Source organism: Alteromonas genovensis (assembly GCF_010500895.1).
Classification (GTDB): Bacteria; Pseudomonadota; Gammaproteobacteria; order Enterobacterales; family Alteromonadaceae; genus Alteromonas; species Alteromonas genovensis.
On sequence record NZ_JAAAWO010000007.1, the window covers coordinates 70,008 to 92,127 of the forward strand.

The 22,120-nt window shown below is 43.8% G+C and carries 16 protein-coding genes; 7 read left to right on the plus strand and 9 right to left on the minus strand.

The features are described 5' to 3' along the window. Nucleotides 1-79 precede the first annotated feature (79 nt). Nucleotides 80-1,075 carry a type I glyceraldehyde-3-phosphate dehydrogenase gene (gene gap, locus GTQ48_RS10890; RefSeq protein WP_163106722.1) on the plus strand — a complete coding sequence of 332 codons (996 nt, stop codon included), beginning with the start codon at nt 80-82 and terminating at the stop codon, nt 1,073-1,075. 230 nt (nt 1,076-1,305) lie between these two features. Continuing rightward, complete coding sequence (locus tag GTQ48_RS10895; protein ID WP_163106723.1) at nt 1,306-2,157, plus strand: D-hexose-6-phosphate mutarotase; 852 nt, start codon at nt 1,306-1,308, stop codon at nt 2,155-2,157. Nucleotides 2,158-2,275: 118 nt separating this feature from the next. On the opposite strand, the gene GTQ48_RS10900 is transcribed toward GTQ48_RS10895, so the two are convergent. The 5 genes from GTQ48_RS10900 to zwf are packed head-to-tail and all read right to left on the minus strand — an operon-like array spanning nt 2,276 to nt 7,901. Further along, on the minus strand, nt 2,276-2,920 hold the full coding sequence (locus GTQ48_RS10900; protein ID WP_163106724.1) for a bifunctional 4-hydroxy-2-oxoglutarate aldolase/2-dehydro-3-deoxy-phosphogluconate aldolase: 645 nt from the start codon (nt 2,918-2,920) through the stop codon (nt 2,276-2,278). A 3-nt stretch (nt 2,921-2,923) separates the two neighbouring features. Next, complete coding sequence (locus tag GTQ48_RS10905) at nt 2,924-3,877, minus strand: glucokinase (protein ID WP_032096653.1); 954 nt, start codon at nt 3,875-3,877, stop codon at nt 2,924-2,926. After that, nucleotides 3,877-5,703: a phosphogluconate dehydratase gene (edd, locus tag GTQ48_RS10910; RefSeq protein WP_163106725.1), complete on the minus strand. Its 1,827-nt coding sequence runs from the start codon at nt 5,701-5,703 to the stop codon at nt 3,877-3,879. Before edd ends, GTQ48_RS10905 begins: the two co-directional genes overlap by 1 nt. Before the next feature lie 10 nt (nt 5,704-5,713). After that, nucleotides 5,714-6,406, minus strand: a complete 693-nt coding sequence (gene pgl, locus GTQ48_RS10915) for a 6-phosphogluconolactonase (RefSeq protein ID WP_163106726.1) — start codon at nt 6,404-6,406, stop codon at nt 5,714-5,716. A gap of 1 nt (nt 6,407) precedes the next feature. Beyond that, a complete protein-coding gene (gene zwf / locus GTQ48_RS10920; protein WP_163106727.1) occupies nt 6,408-7,901 on the minus strand; it encodes a glucose-6-phosphate dehydrogenase in 1,494 nt (497 codons plus the stop codon). A gap of 283 nt (nt 7,902-8,184) precedes the next feature. On the opposite strand from zwf, the gene GTQ48_RS10925 reads away from it, so the two are divergent. Together GTQ48_RS10925 and pyk are read left to right on the plus strand one after the other, a co-directional pair. Beyond that, nucleotides 8,185-9,036, plus strand: coding sequence for a MurR/RpiR family transcriptional regulator (locus GTQ48_RS10925; RefSeq protein WP_032096656.1), 852 nt, complete (start codon nt 8,185-8,187; stop codon nt 9,034-9,036). A gap of 322 nt (nt 9,037-9,358) precedes the next feature. Beyond that, complete coding sequence (gene pyk, locus GTQ48_RS10930) at nt 9,359-10,795, plus strand: pyruvate kinase (protein ID WP_163106728.1); 1,437 nt, start codon at nt 9,359-9,361, stop codon at nt 10,793-10,795. A gap of 167 nt (nt 10,796-10,962) precedes the next feature. On the opposite strand, the gene GTQ48_RS10935 is transcribed toward pyk, so the two are convergent. After that, a complete protein-coding gene (locus GTQ48_RS10935) occupies nt 10,963-11,583 on the minus strand; it encodes a BON domain-containing protein (RefSeq protein ID WP_163106729.1) in 621 nt (206 codons plus the stop codon). A gap of 567 nt (nt 11,584-12,150) precedes the next feature. On the opposite strand from GTQ48_RS10935, the gene GTQ48_RS10940 reads away from it, so the two are divergent. Then, a complete protein-coding gene (locus tag GTQ48_RS10940; protein WP_163106730.1) occupies nt 12,151-13,134 on the plus strand; it encodes an endonuclease/exonuclease/phosphatase family protein in 984 nt (327 codons plus the stop codon). Between the two features lie 166 nt (nt 13,135-13,300). On the opposite strand, the gene GTQ48_RS10945 is transcribed toward GTQ48_RS10940, so the two are convergent. Continuing rightward, a complete protein-coding gene (locus tag GTQ48_RS10945; RefSeq protein WP_163106731.1) occupies nt 13,301-13,855 on the minus strand; it encodes a hypothetical protein in 555 nt (184 codons plus the stop codon). Nucleotides 13,856-14,628: 773 nt separating this feature from the next. On the opposite strand from GTQ48_RS10945, the gene GTQ48_RS10950 reads away from it, so the two are divergent. Together GTQ48_RS10950 and GTQ48_RS10955 are read left to right on the plus strand one after the other, a co-directional pair. Beyond that, nucleotides 14,629-15,714, plus strand: a complete 1,086-nt coding sequence (locus GTQ48_RS10950) for a glycosyltransferase family 2 protein (RefSeq protein WP_163106732.1) — start codon at nt 14,629-14,631, stop codon at nt 15,712-15,714. A gap of 151 nt (nt 15,715-15,865) precedes the next feature. Continuing rightward, nucleotides 15,866-18,070 (plus strand): response regulator, encoded by a 2,205-nt coding sequence (locus GTQ48_RS10955; protein ID WP_163106733.1) that lies wholly within the window; start codon nt 15,866-15,868, stop codon nt 18,068-18,070. A gap of 150 nt (nt 18,071-18,220) precedes the next feature. Here GTQ48_RS10955 and GTQ48_RS10960 read toward each other — a convergent pair whose 3' ends face one another. Together GTQ48_RS10960 and GTQ48_RS10965 are read right to left on the minus strand one after the other, a co-directional pair. Next, nucleotides 18,221-19,105, minus strand: a complete 885-nt coding sequence (locus tag GTQ48_RS10960; protein WP_163106734.1) for a WYL domain-containing protein — start codon at nt 19,103-19,105, stop codon at nt 18,221-18,223. A gap of 356 nt (nt 19,106-19,461) precedes the next feature. Beyond that, the gene (locus GTQ48_RS10965) at nt 19,462-22,008 is read right to left on the minus strand and encodes a M1 family metallopeptidase (protein ID WP_239060087.1); all 2,547 of its coding nucleotides are present in this window, start codon (nt 22,006-22,008) and stop codon (nt 19,462-19,464) included. Nucleotides 22,009-22,120 lie beyond the last annotated feature (112 nt).

The following is a 22,120-nucleotide window of genomic DNA, read 5'->3' on the forward strand; positions in this document are numbered from 1 at the left end:
TTATTTTGCTAATTATGGCATTTTGATCCATACTTTACGTAATTTATTTTCATTTTATTTTAAATTTTCGAGGTACGTTATGACAATTCGCATCGGTATCAATGGTTTTGGCCGCATCGGTCGCCTAGTAATGCGCGCAGCAGCAGAGCGTCAAGACATCGAAGTTGTGGCAATTAACGACTTACTAGACACAGATTATATCGCCTACCTACTAAAATACGATTCTACTCACGGCGTTTTCAACGGTGAAGTTTCAGTGGACAATGGAAGCCTAGTCGTTAATGGCAAAACTATCCGCATCACCTCAGAAAAAGATCCTGCCTCTTTGAAATGGGGTGACGTTAACGTAGATGTAGTTGTTGAATCAACAGGTCTATTTTTGACGAAAGAAACAGCCGCTAAACACATCGAAGCGGGTGCTAAGAAAGTGGTTATGTCTGCGCCGTCTAAAGACGACACGCCAATGTTTGTTATGGGTGTTAACCACGACAGCTATGCGGGTGAAAACATTGTGTCTAACGCATCGTGCACCACAAACTGTCTTGCACCGCTTGCGAAAGTACTTAACGACAAGTTTGGTATTGTTGACGGCTTAATGACAACAGTTCACGCAACAACCGCTACGCAAAAAACCGTTGACGGTCCTTCAATGAAAGACTGGCGCGGCGGCCGTGGTGCTGGCCAGAACATCATTCCTTCGTCAACTGGCGCCGCTAAAGCGGTAGGTAAAGTTATTCCAGAGCTAAACGGTAAACTTACCGGTATGGCATTTCGCGTTCCAACGCCAAACGTTTCAGTGGTTGATTTAACCGTAAACTTGGCAACGCCAACAAGCTACGACAATATCTGTGCGGCAATGAAAGAAGCCTCTGAGGGTGAGCTTAAAGGTATTATGAGCTACACCGAAGACGCTGTTGTGTCTAATGACTTCATTGGCAACGCAAATACGTCAATCTTTGATGCGACAGCGGGTATCGCATTGACTGACACCTTCGTTAAAGTGGTATCTTGGTATGATAACGAATGGGGCTACTCGTCAAAAGTACTTGATTTGGTTGCTCACATCTCTAAATAACTTAGCAATAACAAATTTTGCGGCGTTAACGCTTTATTTGTTTAACAGTTAAGGTAATCTAAAGGCGTAGATGTCATATCTGCGCCTTTTTTGTTTCTGTGGCAGTGGTAATGTTTCGTCACTTTTAGCTTAAGCTCTGTCGTATGAGCTCTGACGTATAAGCTCTGTTATTTTATCTCTGTCGTTTAAGTTTTACGTCTTCATTTTCTTTATTTTTTAGCGGAGCATCTATGTCGCCGGTACCGTCAATTTCTATCAGTGAGTCTAACGGACTTTCATTTCTCAACGTTAACAATGAGTTTGCGTCGGCAAAAATCAGTTTGTTCGGTGGGCACGTTTTATCATTTGTGCCAGCTTTAGACGGCAAAGACAGGCTCTGGGTTAGCCCTCATGCTTATTTAAACGGCGAACGCCCTATCAGAGGGGGTATTCCTATTTGTTGGCCGTGGTTTGCTAACGACCACGGCAAAGAGGCTGGTGAGTTGCCGCCTCATGGTTTTTTACGAACTCAAGTATGGCAACTCACAGAGTCGTCAGAAGACGAAAGTGGAACAACGCTAGCTTTGACCCCTTCGTTTACTCGTGCAGAAGGCTTTGAACACGACTGTAACGTTGTACTTCGAGTACACGTAGGCGCACGTCTACGTGTGGCCTTAGAAACTGAGAACACCGGTGTGGCTCCTTTCTCGTTTAATACAGCATTACACACCTACTTTCACGTAGACCATATCAAACATACTGAGCTTGTTGGAATAACGGGTGAGTACAAAGATAAGCTCGATGACTGGGCGGTAAAACCCACACCTGTGCCCTACACTATTGATGCCGAAACAGACCGTATTCACTTATCTGCGGTAAAACAAGCAACTATTTCGGTTGATAGCACTGAATTTACTGATGTCATTTCAGAAGGTAACGACTCACTCGTGGTATGGAACCCGTGGCAAGGTGCAGCCTCTATTTCTGATATGGACCCGTTTGGCTACAAGCATATGCTGTGCGTGGAATCGTCGGTAACAAAAGGGCTTAAGCTTGAGCCGGGAGAAAAGTTTGAACTGGCTCAGATAATCGTGCCGAAATAAGTCTCAAGTGTGGCGTGGGTACAACGTCAGACAAATACGGGTTGAGTAAAACAAAAAACCTGCCAATTGGCAGGTTTTTTAATGCTGATACGTTTAGCTTAGGCTTATGGCAGAATAATTACTGCTTTGCACCGGCAACCGCTTCTTTCGCTAACTGCGTAATACGGCCCCAATCACCTGACTCAATCGCGTCATCAGGCGCTAACCACGAACCACCCACACATTTCACGTTATTCAGCGAAAGGTAATCGTTGTAGTTATTAGGGCCAATGCCGCCAGTCGGACAAAATGTCACGTCTGGAAACGGGCCGCTGATTGATTTAATGGCTTTCACGCCGCCAGATGCTTCAGCAGGGAAAAATTTCATGTGGGTATAACCCGCATCTTTACCCTTCATCAAATCTGACGTTGATGAAATACCTGGAATCAGCGGTATTTCTGCGTCCATACCCGCTTTCAGTAAATCGGCAGTCATACCAGGGCTAATAGCGAATTTAGCCCCCGCATCTACAACCGCTTTTAACTGCTGTGCATTGGTTACTGTACCGGCGCCAATCAGAGAGTCAGGTACTTCTTGCGCAATACGCTTAATAACGTCAATAGCAGAAGGTGTGCGAAGGGTAACTTCTAGCACTTTTATTCCACCGGCCATCAGCGCTTTCGCCAAAGGAACGGCCTTTTCTACGTCGTTGATAACCAATACAGGAACCACAGGTCCGGCCGCAAAAATTTCCTCTGGAGTGTACTTCCATTTAGTCGTCATAATTTAACTCGCTGTGTTTTGATTCAGATAAGCAGCTGCGCCTAAAAGGCCATGATCAGGCTCTGCTATCAAATAGGTAGGAATATCTTTTACATAGTGCTTCATTTGACCTTTAGCTTCGAATCTCGCTCTGAAGTCACTATTGTGTATAAAATCTGGAAAGCGGTTAGCAATACCGCCGCCAATGAAGATACCTCCAGTGGTTGCCATATTCAGTGCCAAGTTACCGGCAAAACTTCCCATTATTCGGCAAAACTGAGTAAGGGCAGCTGCAGATATCTCGCAGGTTCCTGCAAGTGCTGCGTCAGTAATTTGCGCTGGCTCTTGAAAAGCAACCGGCTTGTCAGCATGTTTGGCAAGTGCCGTGTAAATGTTCAAAATTCCGCGACCCGACATCACTTCTTCAGCGGATGCTCTTCCAAAAGAAGACTGCAAATGACGCCAAACAACAATGTCAGTTTCATCAACCGGAGCGAAGTCGATATGACCACCCTCTCCGTCTAATGTCTGCCAGCCTGAATCCGTCATGGTGATATGCTCTACACCAAGGCCAGTGCCTGGGCCGAAAACAGCAATGTTGCCGTTTTCAGTGGCAGTACCCTCACCAATTTGTATAACTTGGTCGCTACTAAGCACGGGAAGTGAGTGAGCTACTGCAGTGAAATCGTTTATCACAAACAGCGCATCTAGCTTAAGCTGTGAACGCAACGCATTTTGTGAAAACGCCCAACTGTGGTTGGTCATTTCTACCTGATCGCCAAGTACGGGGCACGCAATAGCAATGCAGCCTTCGCTAAAGGAAACATGAGGCATATCTGAAAAATACTGTGCAATCGCTAGATCGATACTGGCAAACTCTTCGCACATATATTTTTTGATGTCGGCAACGCCAGACTCGGTAACCCGAGCCAGACGAATATTGGTACCGCCAACGTCAGCCACAAATCTCTGGCTCATTACGCTTGCTCCTGAGTGTAAAAAAGAGAGCAAGCTCCTTCTTCTGCGCCAGTAAGTATTGCGCGCATTCCCGCAAACATTTCCCGTCCCATTCCAACATGATGGTTAGCCAAATTCGCAGGTGCTGGTTCACGGGCTGCTAATGTTGCATCATCAACATGAAGAGTCAGTGCACCTGTTTCTGTATTAAGCTCAATAATGTCGCCTTCTTGCACTTTAGCAAGTAAACCACCTTTATAGGCTTCAGGGGTAACATGGATGGCGGCTGGCACTTTACCTGAGGCCCCAGACATACGACCGTCGGTGACTAGTGCAACCTTAAAGCCCTTATCTTGCAACACACCCAATGGAGGCGTTAAGCGGTGAAGCTCTGGCATACCAATGGCAGATGGACCTTGGAAACGAACGACCACGATACAGTCTTGATCTAATTTACCTGCTTTAAACGCTGCGTCTAATTCGAACTGATCTTCAAATACCACTGCAGGCGCTTTCAGTGTGCAGTGTGGCGTGCGTAAAGCAGACGTTTTAATAACGCCACGGCCTAAATTACCGTCAAGTACACTTAATCCACCGTCTGGTTTAAACGGTTTTTCAACGGTTGCCAGCACTTCTTTATCAAGTGACTCAGTTGGACCGTCGCGCCACTCTAGTTCACCGTCAACAAGTTTTGGCTCTTTGGTATAGAAGTCTAAGCCTTCACCACAAATTGTCTTAACATCGTTGTGCAGTAAACCAGCGTCAAGCAACTGCTTCATTAGCAATGACATACCGCCAGCTGCTACAAAGTGATTAATATCGGCTGAACCGTTAGGGTAAATACGCGTCATTAACGGCACTGCGTTTGAGATGTCTGAGAAGTCATTCCAATTAACGATATAGCCAGCTGAGCGAGCTACCGCAATTAAGTGCATGGTGTGGTTTGTTGAACCGCCTGTGGCTAATAAGCCCACGAGGCCGTTAACAATAGCTTTAGCATCGACAATATGACCAATTGGCGTGTAGTTGTCGCCTAAATCAGTCAATCGAGTTGCTTGTACTGCAGCGGCTTTCGTTAGCGCTTCACGTAAAGGTGTACCTGGATTAACAAATGAAGAGCCCGGTAAATGCAGCCCCATCATTTCTACCACAAGCTGGTTAGAGTTTGCTGTTCCGTAGAACGTACAGGTTCCTGCCGAGTGGTAAGACTGTGATTCAGCTTCCAACAGCGCATCACGGCCCACTTTACCTTCCGCGAATTCTTGGCGCACTCGCGCTTTTTCTTTATTCGGCAATCCAGAAGGCATTGGGCCTGCAGGAACGAATACCGTTGGTAGGTGGCCGAAGGTCAATGCACCCATGAGTAATCCAGGGACAATTTTGTCACAGATACCTAGCATCATGGCGCTATCAAACATGTTGTGCGAAAGCGCTATGGCCGCCGCTTGTGCAATGTTGTCACGACTCATTAGGCTCAAGTCCATACCAGACTGACCTTGAGTAACGCCATCACACATGGCAGGTACACCACCGGCAAACTGGGCCACACTGCCTACGTCTTTTATCGCTTCTTTGATGACAGCAGGATAAGACTCGTAGGGCTGATGCGCTGAAAGCATGTCATTGTATGAAGAAATAATAGCAACGTTTGCTTTCGTCATCGAACGCAAATCGCCCTTTTCTTCTGTGCCGCATGCGGCAAAACCATGAGCAAGGTTACCGCAAGATAACACACCGCGATGTGGGCCTTGGCGACGAGCCTTTTCAATTTTCTCTAAATACGCTTTACGCGTTTCTTTGCTACGCTCAATAATGCGTTGCGTGACTTCGGCAATTTTTGGGTTCATTTCTTGTCTCCTATGGCGCCCACATCAAGGTAACCGGTGCTCTATTGACAACGGCTGTGATGGGCTTTTGCGCTTCGGTGGCGTTTTCAATAGCGTCGAGTAGCACTTGTTTTTTCATCTCACCGGTAAGGTGCAAGAAAATATTTCTGCTATTGAGTAAAGCGGGTAACGTTAGTGAAATACGTTGATGAGGTGCTGTTGTAGGTTGAACAGCGATACACGTTCTTCCGCTGCTCATATCAAGGCCGTCATTAACTTGTTCTGAACATGGGAAAAGCGATGCGGTATGACCGTCTTCCCCCATACCCAAAATAAGTGCATCGAAAGGTTGAGACATGCTGGCTAAATTACGCTCAGCAACATTCACACCTTCGTTTGCATCTTCTACATCACTTTTTAATTCAACAAAGCGTGCGGCTGCGGCCTTATTTTGAATAAGGTTATTTTTAACTAAACTCGTATTGCTGGCGTCGTGGTCTTCATTTACCCAACGTTCGTCGGCAAGAGTAACGTCTACTTTGTCCCACTCAAGGTCGGTGTCGCTCAACTGCTTGAACAACGCTAGCGGCGTGCGACCACCGCTAACAATAAGCGATGCACGGCCACGAGTTTTAATACCTGTTTTAAGGATACTAACTAAGTCTTCTGCAAACGCGCTGGTAAGCGCGTCTGGATTGTCGAATGATAATGTAGTGAGTGCCATATTATTTCTTCTTTACCGTTTTGCTTTCGTACCAGCTGCGATTTGCACGCGCTAATAAACCGATGGAATCTACTGGGCCCCACGTACCAGCCTGGTAAGGCTCTGGAGGCTCATTTGATGACTTCCATGCATCGAGTATTGAATCAACCCACGTCCATGCTTGCTCAATTTCATCGCGACGAACGAACAGCGCCTGATTACCTAGCATAACTTCAAGCAATAGCTTTTCGTAGGCATCGGGAATGCGCTCATCTGCAAACGCTTCTGAAAAGCTTAGGTTAAGCTTCGACTTTTGAAGGTCCATAGAGCCCGAATTAGTTAAACCCGGTACTTTATTCATTACGGTAATTTCTACGCCTTCATCTGGCTGTAGACGGATGACTAACTTGTTTGGCGGTAGATTCTTAAAGCTATCACCAAATAAGTTATGAGGCTGTCGCTTAAAGTAGATAACAACTTCGCTCACCTTGTTTGGCATGCGCTTTCCGGTGCGCAGATAAAATGGAACCCCTGCCCAACGCCAGTTATCTATTTCCGCTTTAATAGCAACGAAAGTTTCCGTTTTGCTTTGCGTGTTAGCACCCTCTTCTTCAAGGTACCCAGGTACTTCTTCACCTTTCACAAAGCCCGATGTGTACTGACCGCGAACAATGCTTTCATTAATATTAGTGGCATTGATAGGACGCAGCGCTTTAAGTACTTTTAGTTTTTCGTCGCGAATACTGTCAGCATCAAGTGTTGTTGGTGGCTCCATGGCCACTAGACTCAATATTTGCAACAAATGGTTTTGGACCATGTCGCGCATTTGGCCGGCGTCATCAAAGTAACCCCAACGGCCTTCAATGCCCACAGACTCAGCCACTGAGATTTGCACATGATCGATACAATTATGATCCCAGTTTGTTGCGAATATTGAATTAGCAAAACGCAACGACACTAGGTTAAGTACCGTTTCTTTACCAAGATAGTGGTCAATGCGGTAAATCTGCTTCTCGTCAAAATACTCTGCAACTTGTTCGTTGATTATTTTCGACGACTCAAGATCATGACCAATCGGCTTTTCAAGCACAACGCGTACGCTTGAATCAATAATTTTGCAGCTGTGTAAACCACGACAGATATCACCGTAAATCGCAGGCGGTGTTGCTAAGTAACATACCATGGTGCGAGATGGGTCTACATGGTCGTCTAGCACACAGTAGCTGTCGACATTTTTCATATCAACACACGCATAATGTAAGCGAGCGCGCATTCTTTCCCATGTAGCTTCACACAGCTCTTGTTCGCCAAACTTAACTAAGTTTGTATGCACTTCTTCAATGTAATCTTCTAAAGACATATCATGGCGAGCAACCCCCACAATAGTGGTTTCAGGGTGCATTAGATTCGCTTTTTCAAGCTGATAAAGTGATGGCAACAGCTTGCGTCGTGAAAGATCCCCAAGTGTACCGAAGAGTACAAAATCACAGGGTTCGTAGGAATTATCCATTACCATATTCGTCGACCTTTTAAATGTGGTTTTAAGTGCCGTGTTGGTTCTTTATTTACAACACTAACGACTATTATTACCGTATAGTTAACACCAAATGTAGTAAAATTACAACTTCTACATACTATACGATGAGATTCTTTACTTTTCGATGATATAGCTCCCTGTCTATTACCATTTACAGTACAAAAAATGTTAAAAAATTACATTTTTCTTGTCACAGCTTTCACATTGGGTACTATTAGGGTGTACCTTACAATAAACCGAGCCAATTACTTGCCGTATCTGTATGAACATTTTAGAAAAAATAACTCAAAACAAAGCTGCGTTTAGCAAATCAGAAAAGAAAGTTGCTGAGATTATACTTGCTAATCCTCAAACTGCCATCCATTCAAGTATAGCAACATTAGCTAAAATGTCGGATGTCAGCGAGCCAACTGTGAATCGATTTTGCCGCAGACTAGATACTAAAGGCTTTCCGGACTTTAAACTCCATTTGGCGCAGAGTCTCGCAAACGGTACGCCCTACGTGAACCGTCATGTTGACGAGAACGACAGCCCAGACGAATACACCAACAAAATCTTCGAATCGACAATGGCTTCATTGGAAGTAGCGAGACAGTCTATAGACGTCAATGTGGTCAATCGCGTTGTTGATTTACTTACTCAAGCGCAGAAGATTTCTTTCTTTGGTCTTGGTGCATCGGCTTCTGTGGCTCATGATGCGTTAAACAAGTTTTTTAGGTTTAATGTCCCAGTTGTTTATTTTGAAGACATTCTGATGCAGCGCATGAGCTGCATGAATTGCTCTGCCGGTGACGTTGTCGTGCTGATAAGCCACACAGGTCGAACTAAAAGCTTAGTTGAAATTGCACAGATCTCACGAATGAACGACGCCACCGTTGTTGGCATAACGTCAGCTGACAGCCCACTGGCGCAGGAGTGCAGTTACGTATTATCGCTAGAAGTACCTGAAGATACCGACATGTACATGCCAATGGCATCGCGCATCGCACAGCTGACCCTCATCGATGTACTTGCTACCGGATTTACGCTTCGACGTGGTAATAAATTCAGAGAGAACCTTAAACGGGTTAAAGATACACTGCGCGGGTCTCGTTACGATAAAAGAGATGGCTAAGGGTTGCATCTCTTTCTTCATTCTATTCACTACCATTTTTTCCACGCCCTTCTGTTTTACTTCTGCATTACTGACGCTTGCGTGCAAGCGTCAGTAACCTATACTTAAACTGTGCCGCGATTATTCATCTGTTTCTCGCAAAGTAGAGGAAAGTTAACGACAACTGGTCAAGCCAGTAGGGAGTTTTTCTTTCTTTCATTCACATTTTTGTCAAAATACTCTACTATTCTGTAATAAAATTACGTAAAGCGATTACAGCGCTCATTGAGTTGAATAATTAGCTTTACCATCTTTTCTATAAAAGAAGCAGCGACGGAATCCCATGACCAGAAGAACCAAAATTCTTGCCACATTAGGCCCCTCAACCGATTCAATTGAAAAAATTAAAGAACTTATTGCTGCCGGAGCAAACACGGTTCGCATGAATTTTTCTCACGGACAAGCAGAAGACCACATTGAGCGCGCAAAACGTGTTCGTGAAGCGGCGAGAAGCCTTGGTAAATATGTGGCAATACTCGGTGATTTGCAGGGACCTAAAATTCGCGTTGCCCGATTCCAAGAAGGCGCCGTTAAATTACAGATTGGTGCTAAGTTTGTATTAGATGCTGAACTTGAGCGAGATGAAGGCACGGTCGACCATGTAGGCATAGACTACAAAGCACTACCTGATGATGTGTCGGCTGGCGATATTCTTTTACTGGACGATGGACGCATACAGTTAAAGGTAACAGGTGTAGAAGGTCGCAAGGTTATTACAGAAGTTACCGTTGGCGGTAAACTGTCTAATAATAAAGGTATTAACCGCCAAGGCGGTGGTTTGTCAGCAGAAGCGTTAACAGAAAAAGACAAGCAAGATATAAAAACGGCAGCGCAAATTGGCGTAGACTACCTTGCTGTGTCGTTCCCACGCAGCGGCGCCGACCTTAATTACGCTCGCGAGCTTGCTGAAGCAGCCGGCTGCTACGCAAAAATTTGCGCCAAGGTAGAGCGCGCAGAGACTGTTGCGACTGACGACGCCATTACCGATATTATCAGTGCCTCTGACGCTGTCATGGTTGCCCGTGGCGATTTGGGTGTTGAAATTGGTGATGCAGAACTTGTTGGGGTTCAGAAGAAACTTATCGCTCGCTCACGTCAGCTTAATAAAGTGGTTATTACAGCCACTCAAATGATGGAGTCTATGATTGATAGCCCTATGCCCACTCGTGCAGAGGTTATGGATGTGGCTAACGCCGTATTAGATGGCACAGATGCAGTTATGCTGTCAGCTGAAACAGCGGCGGGAAGTTTCCCTATTGAAACTGTTCAAGCTATGGCACGTGTTTGCGAAGGCGCTGAAACTCACCCTAGCGTAAAAATTTCCAAGCATCGCATGGACCAGCAGTTTTCATCGACCAGTGAATCTATAGCGCTATCTGCGGTTTATGCCGCGAATCACCTACCAAGCGTAAAAGCAATTGTAGGATTGACAGAAAGCGGAACCACGCCGAAATTAATGTCTCGAATTACAACATCACTGCCAATTATCGCCATGTCTCGTCACGAGGGCACGCTCAACGCAATGGCCCTTTATCGCGGTGTTAAGCCAGTATTTTTCGACTCGTCTAACAGCGAGCCCGGCAAACTTAAGCACGACGTTGTGGCCTGTTTAAAAGAAAAAGGCTTAGTGGAGAGCGGTGATAGCATTATTCTGACTTACGGCGATGAAATGGAAAAAGTCGGCGCAACTAATACGCTTAAGATTGTAGATGTTGAGTAACTAGAGAGACTAATCCTAGAGAAATTAGCCCTAGAGAAACAAGCTTAACGTCCGTTTTGAATAAGCGATGTTAAGAATTCGGCATTGAATGAGTATTTAGCAAAATAGCTACATTATAAATACAAAAAAGGGGCGCAAGCCCCCTTCATATTAGCATAACTAATTAATTAGTTCATCGCTGTGGTTGTTACAACCTTGAGATTGTTTTCAACATTCTTCACGTCAGAGGCGTTTTTCGCAATCTCTACCGCTAAGTCTTCTTCAGCATCAGAGTCTACGGTGCCCGTAAGCACAACATTGCCGTCTTCTACATCTACGTCGATGTCAAAGCCTGAGATATCAGAGTCCATCAGCAAACGAGTTTTGATCACTGTGGCGATTTTCGCATCAGTCAATTCGCTTGTACCTTCATCGACGCCGTCTTCAACATCGTCAGACATATCTGATGTCATTGAATCCATATCTCTGTCTTCAATTACTGAGAGCTTGTTATCGACTGACATTACACCGTCGATGTTAGCAACTAATTCTTCAGCGAGCTTTTTGTCCACTGAGTTATCGACTTTACCGGTTAGAATTACATCGCCGTCTTTCACGTCGGTATTAATGTCAAAAGAATCTAGGTTACCATTGAACAGCAGCGTAGCTTCCGCTTTGCCATCAATCCATGCGTCTTTGGCACCTTTTTCCCATGCGTTATCTGTTTGGCTATCTGAATTCATATCACCTGCAACAGCAGCTGTAGACAATGATGTAGCAACAATAATAGATAGTATTGTACGTTTCATAACATTTCTCCTTTGTTGAAACTCACAAGAGATGTAGCTAAGTTCATGCCAACGCAGTAACATGTTGTTATATATGGATTTGTTTAAATCCAACTAAAAATAGGTAAGATATACTTGCAAAGTTTGCTTACTTTCAAGCAATTTTTACTGATTCTCATTTAGATTAATGCTGAGTTGATAAACTCACGTATTTATCTCAAGCGCCTATATAGCGAAGCATATCCTTCAAGCTAGATGAGTGTTGGGTGTACAGGGTGAATTCTGAAGATTGAACTGAGGTATAAGAGTTTCTAGTACATCAAGTAGCCGAAGAATCAGTACATAAAGATAAGACTTTCACAACAGTAGTCATTGTTGAAGTAGGCTTCATCACAGTTGTACTGCTATGATGAACCCAGTAGAGTCATTCATTAAACGCTTTTTTATGCGGGTGTTCTAACTTAAAAGGCACACATTTAGCATGTGCGATTGAGCACTTGCACGAGTTGCATCACTTTGCATAGAACAGACAGAGCTTACCTTAGCCTTAAGCGTATGTGAGTCTTAAACTATTAATATGGATATTTAATGGACATTTTTCTTGTATCACTTTCGGTTTTTTTTATTGTAGTTAGCGCTGCGCCATTACTGCCATCATCACATTGGCTAGTAAGAGTCTGGGAATTTCCAAGGTTACAACTTGCGGTGTTAATTACTGCGGTACTTATCACCCTACTTTGCTATAAAAGTCTTGCGCTACCTTTTTGGCTTCATGCTGCACTTGTCGCAGGGTTAGGCATAAGTTTACTGTATCAGGCTATTTGGATTTTTCCTTACACTGGCTTTTATCGCAAAGAAGTACCCCGCGACAGAAACCCGCAAAAGCAGCGTACGATAAGCATTCTTTCTAGTAACGTTTTTATGCCTAACAGCAATTATCAAAAACTAATCGACCATATCAACAATAAAAAGCCCGACTTTGTAGTCACCCTGGAATCAAATGAAAAATGGGAGCGCGCGTTACAGCCTATTGAAAAAGATTACCCTTATACGCAATTTTGCGCCTTGGAGAATCTCTACGGTATGCATTTGTACAGCAAGTATGAGTTTGATGAGCACACGCTTCGTTTTTTAGTGGAAAATGATGTTCCATCGGTAAAAATAGCCATAAAGGTTGACGGTGAGCGTGTCATTCTTCAGTTTCTTCATCCAAAACCACCTAGCCCTACAGAAAATGAGTATGCTCGCCCAAGAGATATTGAACTTAATATTGTGGGACAGGAAGTGGCACAAACGGCGGGGCCTATCATCGTTGCGGGAGATTTAAATGATGTGGCATGGTCGCCGACGACTCGCAAATTTAAAAAGATAAGTGGGCTTTTAGATCCAAGGGAAGGTCGCGGCTTTTACAACACATTTCACGCTCACTATCCGTTAATAAAATGGCCGCTAGATCACGTCTTTCATTCTTCACACTTTGCGTTAGTAGACCTAGAGAGGCTCTCTGATATTGGCTCAGATCATTACCCGCTTTACACCGAGCTTGTACTTAAAGAAGCGAACGAAAAGTAGGTTCAAATCGGTTACAAGGATCCAAGCCAAGCTCAAACCAATTAATTCAAACCAAATAGCACGCATACAAAAAAGCCCCCAATTTGGGGGCTTAATTATTACAACTGGTTAGTGAAGTAACGTGGCGTGCTGGCAGCGCTTGTGTGATAGCGCTCCGATTTGCATCTTATGACTTCGCTGAGACCGACTTATTCGTGCACCACATAACGCTTTCACACGCATCTTCTCGGCGTTTAAAATGTGCGAGTCCTACCAATTTACCCTCTCGCGGCCACACTGCTTGTTTTAAGACTTCATTATCTTCAACAGTGAGGTGTTCACTGCGTAGCTGAATTTCTACCGCTTTTTTGTTTGGCTTTATTAATGTGGGTATCGCATCCACAATTAATGATTTATCAACGCATATGTATTCTCGTTTAACGGGGTCGCGAACTACGCCGATAACGTTGTCATCGCTGATAATTGCAGGCCACCCCTCTGAAATTCGGCTTTGACCGAACATGATAATTGTAAAGGCAATCAATACAAAAAGCGTTAACCCGACAAACTGGGTACTCAGGTCTGGGGCCACAATAACAATTACAGCAACCACTGCAGCAAAGAATATCCAACCGCCAAACACCCTGCGCATGGCGTTAGGTGAAATACCTGAAATAACATCGACAAGGCGTAGCGTTTGCTTGTCGTAATGTCGAAGTTCTACAGAGGACTGGGATGACACAGAATTAACCACCATTAATATGAAAATAAAAGTAAAAAAGATGACCCTACACTTTTACGTATAAGGAATAGTTAAAGGTTAAAAAGTAATGCTAATACAACGATAATACATGGCTACTACACTGGAACTATATGCATATACGCTAAAAAATAACTAGGGCCTGTTGATCTTTGTTGTACGAGTTTTGGGCTAAATGGAAGCATTTTAATCGCGAAAGAGCCCTGTAGGCCTAGTGGACTAAGTCAAAGGGCTGTGACAAAGAGTAAAATGCTTCCATAACGCCCCCTTCGGGCAGCGCCTGTGAGCTATTTGTCCTGCGTTGAATGGTTTCGATTTAGCCCGCTAGACCTTCAACCATTCGCCTTGTCTAAATAGCTCACAGACCGCTGCAAAAATGTACAGCAAAGGTCAACACGCCCTTGAATAAGTTATTGAAAAATAATTATTTAAGCAATGTTGTTAGGTTACCAAATAACCCTACTATCGCATAGCGTTAATCGTGTAAATAAAGTGAAAATACCTATCCTATAGTGATGTGGATATTCGCCTGTAATTTTTACCCTTTCATTTACAAAGATGCGCATCACATTTCTACACCCCAGAGCAAAAAACGACAAAAAATCATATAAAACAGTGAATTAAACAATGGATCGACTATTGCTTATCTAGTGCTACGAATCAGTCGTTTTAGACAAAAGTATAAGAGTACATCCAGTTCACGCTCTTATTCGGTAAAAGTCTCCTCTAATAGCGATGCAAAAGGGATAGTTAAAATGAGTGCACCAGTGAGTGTGATAACGATAGTGAAGAACAGAACCGAAAAGCTCTGCAACCTCATTAATCAGCTTGAGGCATGCAGCCCTACCCCTGATGAGTTACTCATTGTATGGATGACACCACCGTCTGATTTATCTTTAATCACAAGCGACAAGTTCAACATTGAACATAAATTTGTCAACCAGGAAGAGCTTCCAATTGCGAAGGCAAGAAATAAAGGAATGTTCGATGCGAAAAACGACCTGTTAGCATATATTAGTGTCGACACTATTTTTTCGCCGGCATGCCTTAAAGAGGCGGTATCAACACTCGTACCATCATCAATAATGAGAGCTCCGGTGCGCTCTATTCCAATCACCTCTCGCAATCAACCGTATACTGAGCTTTTACATGCCAAAAGCGAAATTAATTTAGGCAAACCTTTTTCTGTAACACAAACAAGCGACACTTCATATAACGACGCTTTACCGAAAGCGAGTTTGCTAGAAAATACAGGGCCAGTAGACAAACAGGACAATAATCATGGAAAATTTAGTAACGATAGCAGTGCTTCTGCAATGTTTTTTATACGTAAGGCAGACTTTGAAAAAACCAACGGCTTCGATGAAACCTACGACGGTTACGGGCTAAACGACGAAGACTTCTTCACCCAGTGCCGCAATGTGGGATTATCACTCACCGACCATCCTTCCATTGTTTTCTCTCCCTCACGGGACCTCACGCGATGCCCCGTTAATCATTTATTAGACTTTGTTCATAACGCACAAATTTTCCGTGAAAAATGGGGGTTTTATCCCCGTAAGGATATTCTTTGTGCCTATGCCGATAAAGGATTAATCAATAAAGACTTTGAACACAATAGTATTCGAGTAGTTCGCTTGCCAAACGAAAACGAACTCTCTGAAAGTAAAACAGCGCTAGCGCCAATTGATAAACCTAAAAAAGTGGAGCGCAAGGTAAAAAAGCCCTTAAATAAGGTGCTTGCTGAGCCTAAAGCGCCTTTTACATCGCCAGCTGATAAACCTAAAAGTAAGTCGAGCGCTTTAAAGTTCTTCCGAGGCACAGAGAGAAAGTCTGCCTAGTTAAATGGTTCACAGAAATAGTTGAAGCGCTACTATCCAATTCTTCTCTTCTATTTCATGAGTTTGTTTATACCAATTAAACAGCTGACAAGTTGCACATGAAATGTGTGTCTATTACATTGTAAGGTAAGGTTTGCCGAATGCGATTGTAATGACCATAAAGTTTCAGTATATTTTTGCCCTTGTGCTTACTGCCACAGCAGTGTCGCTATCCTTTTTTATCATTAACGATTTATTGAGCGATCAGCGTCAAGATGCAGAAATAATCAATATTGCTGGCCAGCAGCGAATGCTTTCTCAAAGAATTGCGTTGTTACAGTCAGCCACTAATTTGTGTGGCAGCACGCAGACCAAAAGCTATTTAGCGTCCTCATTAGACAAGCTCGAAAGTAACCATGCAAAACTCATCGCCCTTGATAATTTATCAGCCGCACATAAAGACTTATATTTTGGGAATGTAAACCTCGATAAAGCCGTTAAGACCTACGTAAAAAGCGGCAGAAACAAACTTGCGAATGCATCTAGTACAATCAATGCAATGAGTGTAGTCAGTGAAAGCAATAAAGAATGCTCCACAACATTTTTGCAAGACATAGCAGTTCAACCATCTGCGTCATCTTCGATAATTGCAGATTCCACGCAACTCCTTAAGCACTTAGATATGGCCGTCACCTTATTCGAAAACGATGCCAACGCCCGTGTGAACAATGCAGAAAATTTTGCGCTATACCTTTGGTTAATAACCTTACTACTGCTTGCTATTGAGGCGGTATTTGTTTTTACGCCAATGGAAAAGCAAATACGTCGTTCGTTAGCCCGTCTCACTAAACTGAAGAACGTGGCTATGGAAGAAGCAGAAAACGCAAAGCGTGCAAGCCAAGCAAAGTCCGATTTTCTTTCTAGCATGAGCCATGAACTGCGAACGCCGATGAACGGGCTTTTTGGGATGATTGAACTCGCCATTGATACGCCTAGTAAAAGCAATATCTACCTTAAAAAAGCGAAGAGTTCAGGTAGGCAGCTACTCTCTCTTATCAACGATATCCTCGATATTTCAAAGATTGAAGCAAACAAAATTAAAATTGAAAAAGTGCCTGTCGATCTACTTCAAGTGTTAGATGACGTAGTGTCGTTGCAACGTGTTTTTTGCCAAAAGAAAGGGCTCGAGTTTTATTACCATAAAGAGGCTAGCCTTCCACCCATAATAGAAGGCGACGTGACTCGTATTTCACAAATTCTGCATAATTTGCTGAGCAACGCAATTAAGTTTACCTCATCCGGCAGCGTTTCATTGAATGTGAGTCACGCCGTGTCGGGCGATTCACTTTTACTCACGTTTGATATTATCGATACCGGAATTGGCATAGAAGAGGATGTCATTGACAAAATTTTTCAAAAGTTTGAACAAGCCGATCAAGCCACTACCCGCCAGTTTGGCGGAACGGGGCTTGGTTTAAGCATCGCAAAACAGCTGTCGCTGCTGATGGGTGGCGATATAAACGTGCGCTCAGCGGTAGGGAAAGGGACGACCTTTTCATTTACTATGAACACACAGGAGGCCCGTTTACCGCCTATGTCCGTTCAGTCTATAGCAAATATTCGCTGCGCCATCATCGACGACTTACAAACTAGTAGAGAATATCTGGCCCATATATTGGCTTCTATGCATATTGAAGGTACCTGCTATGCATCGGCCAGCGACTTTTTAAACCACACGCCTTTAGACTACGACGCTATTATCGTCGATTTAGCAATGCCGGACGTAAGTGGCTTAGACCTCATTGAACAATTGAAACGCAGTAAGCACAGTGTCCTGCCAAAGATAATTGTAGTGTCCGCAGAATTAGAAAGGCTAAACGGTCAAGACACGCTAACGGAAATGATATGGCGTTCACACGCTAAGCCCATCAATAGACGTGAAATAGAACAAGATTTGCGTAAATTACTTGCCAGCTCTTCTCCTATTTCTGAAACGCCAAAAACTAAGGTAAAGAAAAAACGCATACTGCTAGCGGAAGACAATGAGATTAACGCGGAAATTGTTAAAGCACTTTTACAGCAAGAAAATTTTATTATATTACACGTTAAAAATGGACAAGACGCCCTTGAGGCCTGTATTAAGCATACCTTTGACCTTATTCTCATGGATTGTAATATGCCGGTGATGAGTGGTATTGAATCATCCATCTCCATTCGAGCCACTTTAGACTTAAAAACACCTATTATTGCGTTAACAGCGAATGCATTCACCGAGGATAAAGAGGAGTGTTTGGCCGCTGGCATGAACGACTTTCTTACCAAGCCCATAGACAAAGACACCTTAATTACCTGCATCAAAAAGTACCTCGATGAATGAGCTAGCCTCAATGCTTTACATTACCCCTTTGCTCCATTGCTCCATTGCTCCATTGCTCCATAGCGCCTACCAGAGCCCTATTCTTAACATTATAGCTATTGCTCTGGCTTGCACAGCAGCTAGAGCAATAGCCTAATCGTCAGCATCATTTTACTGATACTCAACTTCCTCACTGGTATAGCCCGGTGCAATAGCAAGATTGTCTATATTTGCTAAGCTTGCCTGATTTCTCAACCACAGTTGATATTCACCCGTTCGAAGACTGGCTAATTTAGTGCAATCCACGTTCCACCTTCTGAGCAAATACCCCGCCATTGCAGCACGTACTTGAAGTACCAATACGCCCTCTTCCATGGCATAGTCTAGCTCTATCGCTGTAGGGTATTTAATATTTTTAGGGTGAGGAACAATTTCAAGGGGAATCATTCTTTGCCATGCCTCGTCACAGTCTTTGAGCTCATTTTCATCAGGGGTATCTTTAACCGTCACCTTGCTAATACGGGTTAATACAAAGTCTCGAAAACTCTGAGACTTTCTATCAAATGCGCGAACATGCCACCGCTGCCCGTTATCAACAATACTATGGGGCACCAGCTCTCGCGCGCCTGAGCCGCTTGAAAGCGACGTATAAATCACGCTCATGGCTTTTTGATTCACAATAGCTTGCACTACTTTAGCCACAACAAATATATCCGGCACGTTAAGGGACGACGCGCTTTCAACGGGAAAATGAATATCGCCGATGGCATCAAAGCCATCTGAAATATCATTGGCTAATTTGACTAACGTACGTCTAGCATCGTGCTCGAATAGTGGCAAAAAGGATTCTGTTTGAAAATACCGCTTTTCTTGCGCTGAATACACTAAGTTGTCAGGCGCTAACTCTTTATACAACGTAAAGTCTCGAGAGCCGGCAGACAGCCCCACTTCGAAGCGCTTGATAAGGTCTTGTCGATGAATCGCGCCTTTAAATAAGAGGCAAAAATCGATGTAGGCCAGTCGCTGGCGTTGTGAAAAAGAGATGGTATCTAGCATTAAAGCGCCTCATTATTTTCGACAGTGTGTTTTTACAGGCAAGGCTATTTGTTAACGCTTTCACAATAGAGATTACAAAATAAGCGTTACGGGCTAACCGCTGTAAGAAACGTGATCTTTTAGCCAGTGTGGTTCATTTTAAGCCGCGTGTAAATATAAACTTTAATCAGGCAGAGTATTCGCAATGAGTGTTTACTGTGAGTTGGTTTTTGTAAGTCGGTTAATGTTATTCGGATATTGTAAGTCGGTTGGTGTGAGACGGACATTATGTCGGCACGTGCAATAAAAAAGCACCTTTCGGTGCTTTTTTATAACCGTTAGCAAACAGCGGCGCGTGCTATGTATTTCAAATATAGCTACTTGGCATAGTTAGCAAGAAACTTATCAAAGTCACTTTGAAACGCTGTTTTTAAGCGAAGACACTGTTGAGATTCGTCTTGCATAATTTCTACACCTCGAGCCATACCTTCGTAACGGTCAGAAATCTTGCTATAAAACGTGTTCGCCATGGCAAGGTTTGTTTCAGAGCAGCTTGAAGACACAAATTCAGGCATGCGCGCTACGTGATAGTCAGGCATCTTCTTAATCAAGGCGTCAGCGTTATTATCAAGCCATTGATATACCAAGGTATGATCATCAAGATTTCTTGCCACCCGCGCAACCATATACATGGTGTTTGCTGGTGTTATCTCATTGGTTAACGCCAAGTCTAACATCTTAAATACTGACTCCTTGTCGTCAAAACGCATGGAGTAAATCAGCGTACTTTTTACGTTTGGCAACTGCGCTTTTTTAAATGCACTTACCACCTCGTTAAACCACTTGGCGTTATCTTTATCTGCACTATTTTTTGTCGCAATAGCAATGGCAGTTCCGGCAAGGCCAGAAGAAACACTTGCTGGATCGTCGATATACTTTTTAGCGAGCACGTTACTCTTCTCAACCAGGCTATCGCTTTCGGCATACATACCTAAAAAGCCATACAGCTGGTTGCGAAGGCGAATAATGTCGGTCGAATCATCCTCTGCCTGAGTAAGGCTCAGTGAATCTAATAGTGGCATATAAGTGTTAGTCAGCAAGGTAGCATACGCATCGCGATTGCTATCATTGACTAAGTAATCAAATTCTTGCAGTACACCAACAGCAGCGCGAATAACGGCAGGGTCTTCATCTGCACTTAACGCATTGAGTACTTTCATCACACTATCAACACTAACCTCATCAGCATTTAACAGTGCTTGGTAGTTATACAACACGTTTTTCTTCTCACGCTTGTTCAATACCTCAATATTTGCCAGTAAATTGTCTAACTGCGCAGGCGAGATAGACCAGCGGAAATAACCTGTGGCATTGTCATTCGGATACACCCAGTCGGCCTCGGCTAGCTGAGGGAGGGTTGTAGTGGTTTTGTCGATAAACACAACCTCACTTTTCATTTCGCCGTTTTGCTGGTAGGTCAACTTAAGCGGTATGGCCCACGTTTTATCTTCTACCGATGCGCCAGCAAAATGGAAGCGAGACTGAGTGACTTTACCGTCTTCTGTAATATGAATGATGGGGTAGCCTGGCTGTTCTAGATAGGCTTTCATCATTGCACTTAAATTAAAGTCGGATACGCCATCAAGCGCTCGCCACAAATCATCAGCTACCGTATTACCCCATGAATGGGTTTTCATGTAATTACGCACGCCCTCACGGAAGCTGTCGGTACCGATTAGCGACTCAATCATTTGCAGGATCGATTCACCTTTTGAGTAATTAAGCCCCAAACCATCCATAACGTCTGGCTGACGTTTCACTACTTTTTTCACGGGCTTAACCGTTGGGCTTGCATCTGCACCAAAAGCCCCTTCTTGAACAAGGCGATCTGCGTAATTTAACTCAGGATATAGCGTCTTCATTGTGTGACTTGCAGCCCATGAAGCAAACGCTTCGTTTAGCCACAGATCGTCCCACCAGGCCATGGTCACTAAATTGCCAAACCATTGGTGGGCAAGCTCGTGCGCAATCACGTTAAGTGGGCCAGAGCGCTCAGTAACACTTGGGTTATCAGCTAAAAGCAATAGGCTATCGCGATAGGTAATTAGACCCACATTTTCCATAGCGCCATGTGTGAAGTTAGGTACAGCCACAAAATCCATTTTTTTGTATGGATATTTGATGCCAAAGAAATCTTCCAAAGACGTCAGTATTTCTGGGGTATGCTTGATGACAAACTTCGTTTTGTCGATATAGCCTTTTGGCACATAAACACGACCTGGCACAGACAACCCTGTCATCTCAGTGCTATCAAATGGGCCTACTGTGTAAGCGATAAGGTAGGTCGGCATAGGCTTTGTTTTTTCAAACTGAACGGTTTTTACGCCATCGCTTACCGACTCTTCAAGCACAGGCGTATTTGATACCACTACCTGATGGGCAGGCGCGCTAATGGTCATTTGATATGGAATTTTAAAAATAGGCTCATCAAAGCTTGGAAACGCTTTTCTAGCGTGCATGTCTTCAAACTGGGTAAAGATATAATTGTTTTCTTCAAAACGAGACAGGTACATGCCGTCTGACGACGTGTTTACATTACCTTCAAACGCAATTTTAAGCGTGTAGTTGCCAGGCTTGATAACGTTCTCAGCCGTTCCCCAATTAATATCATAATCACTTTCCATAACGCTTAGCGACAATGAGTGCTGAGCATTGACTAACGCAGCAGACGTAATGGATAAATCGTGCTGATAAAAACCTACTTTTTGAGTCGGTGAATTGACAACAACGTCAATCTCCGTCGTCCCCGAGTACGATGGTTTATCTGGGTCGACATTTAAGTGAATACGTTGAAAGGTGGGGCTTACTGACGATGGCAGACGATATTCAACATCGGCTGCGTTAGCAAAACTGCTCAATAGCATGTTTAATGTGAGCAGCACCGCTGCCGAACTAAACAGCGCAGTTATTCGTTTCATTATAATTATTCCATGTGTGAAGCAGTGCAATATCGCCGCTGCAATGTTTTTCCACCGC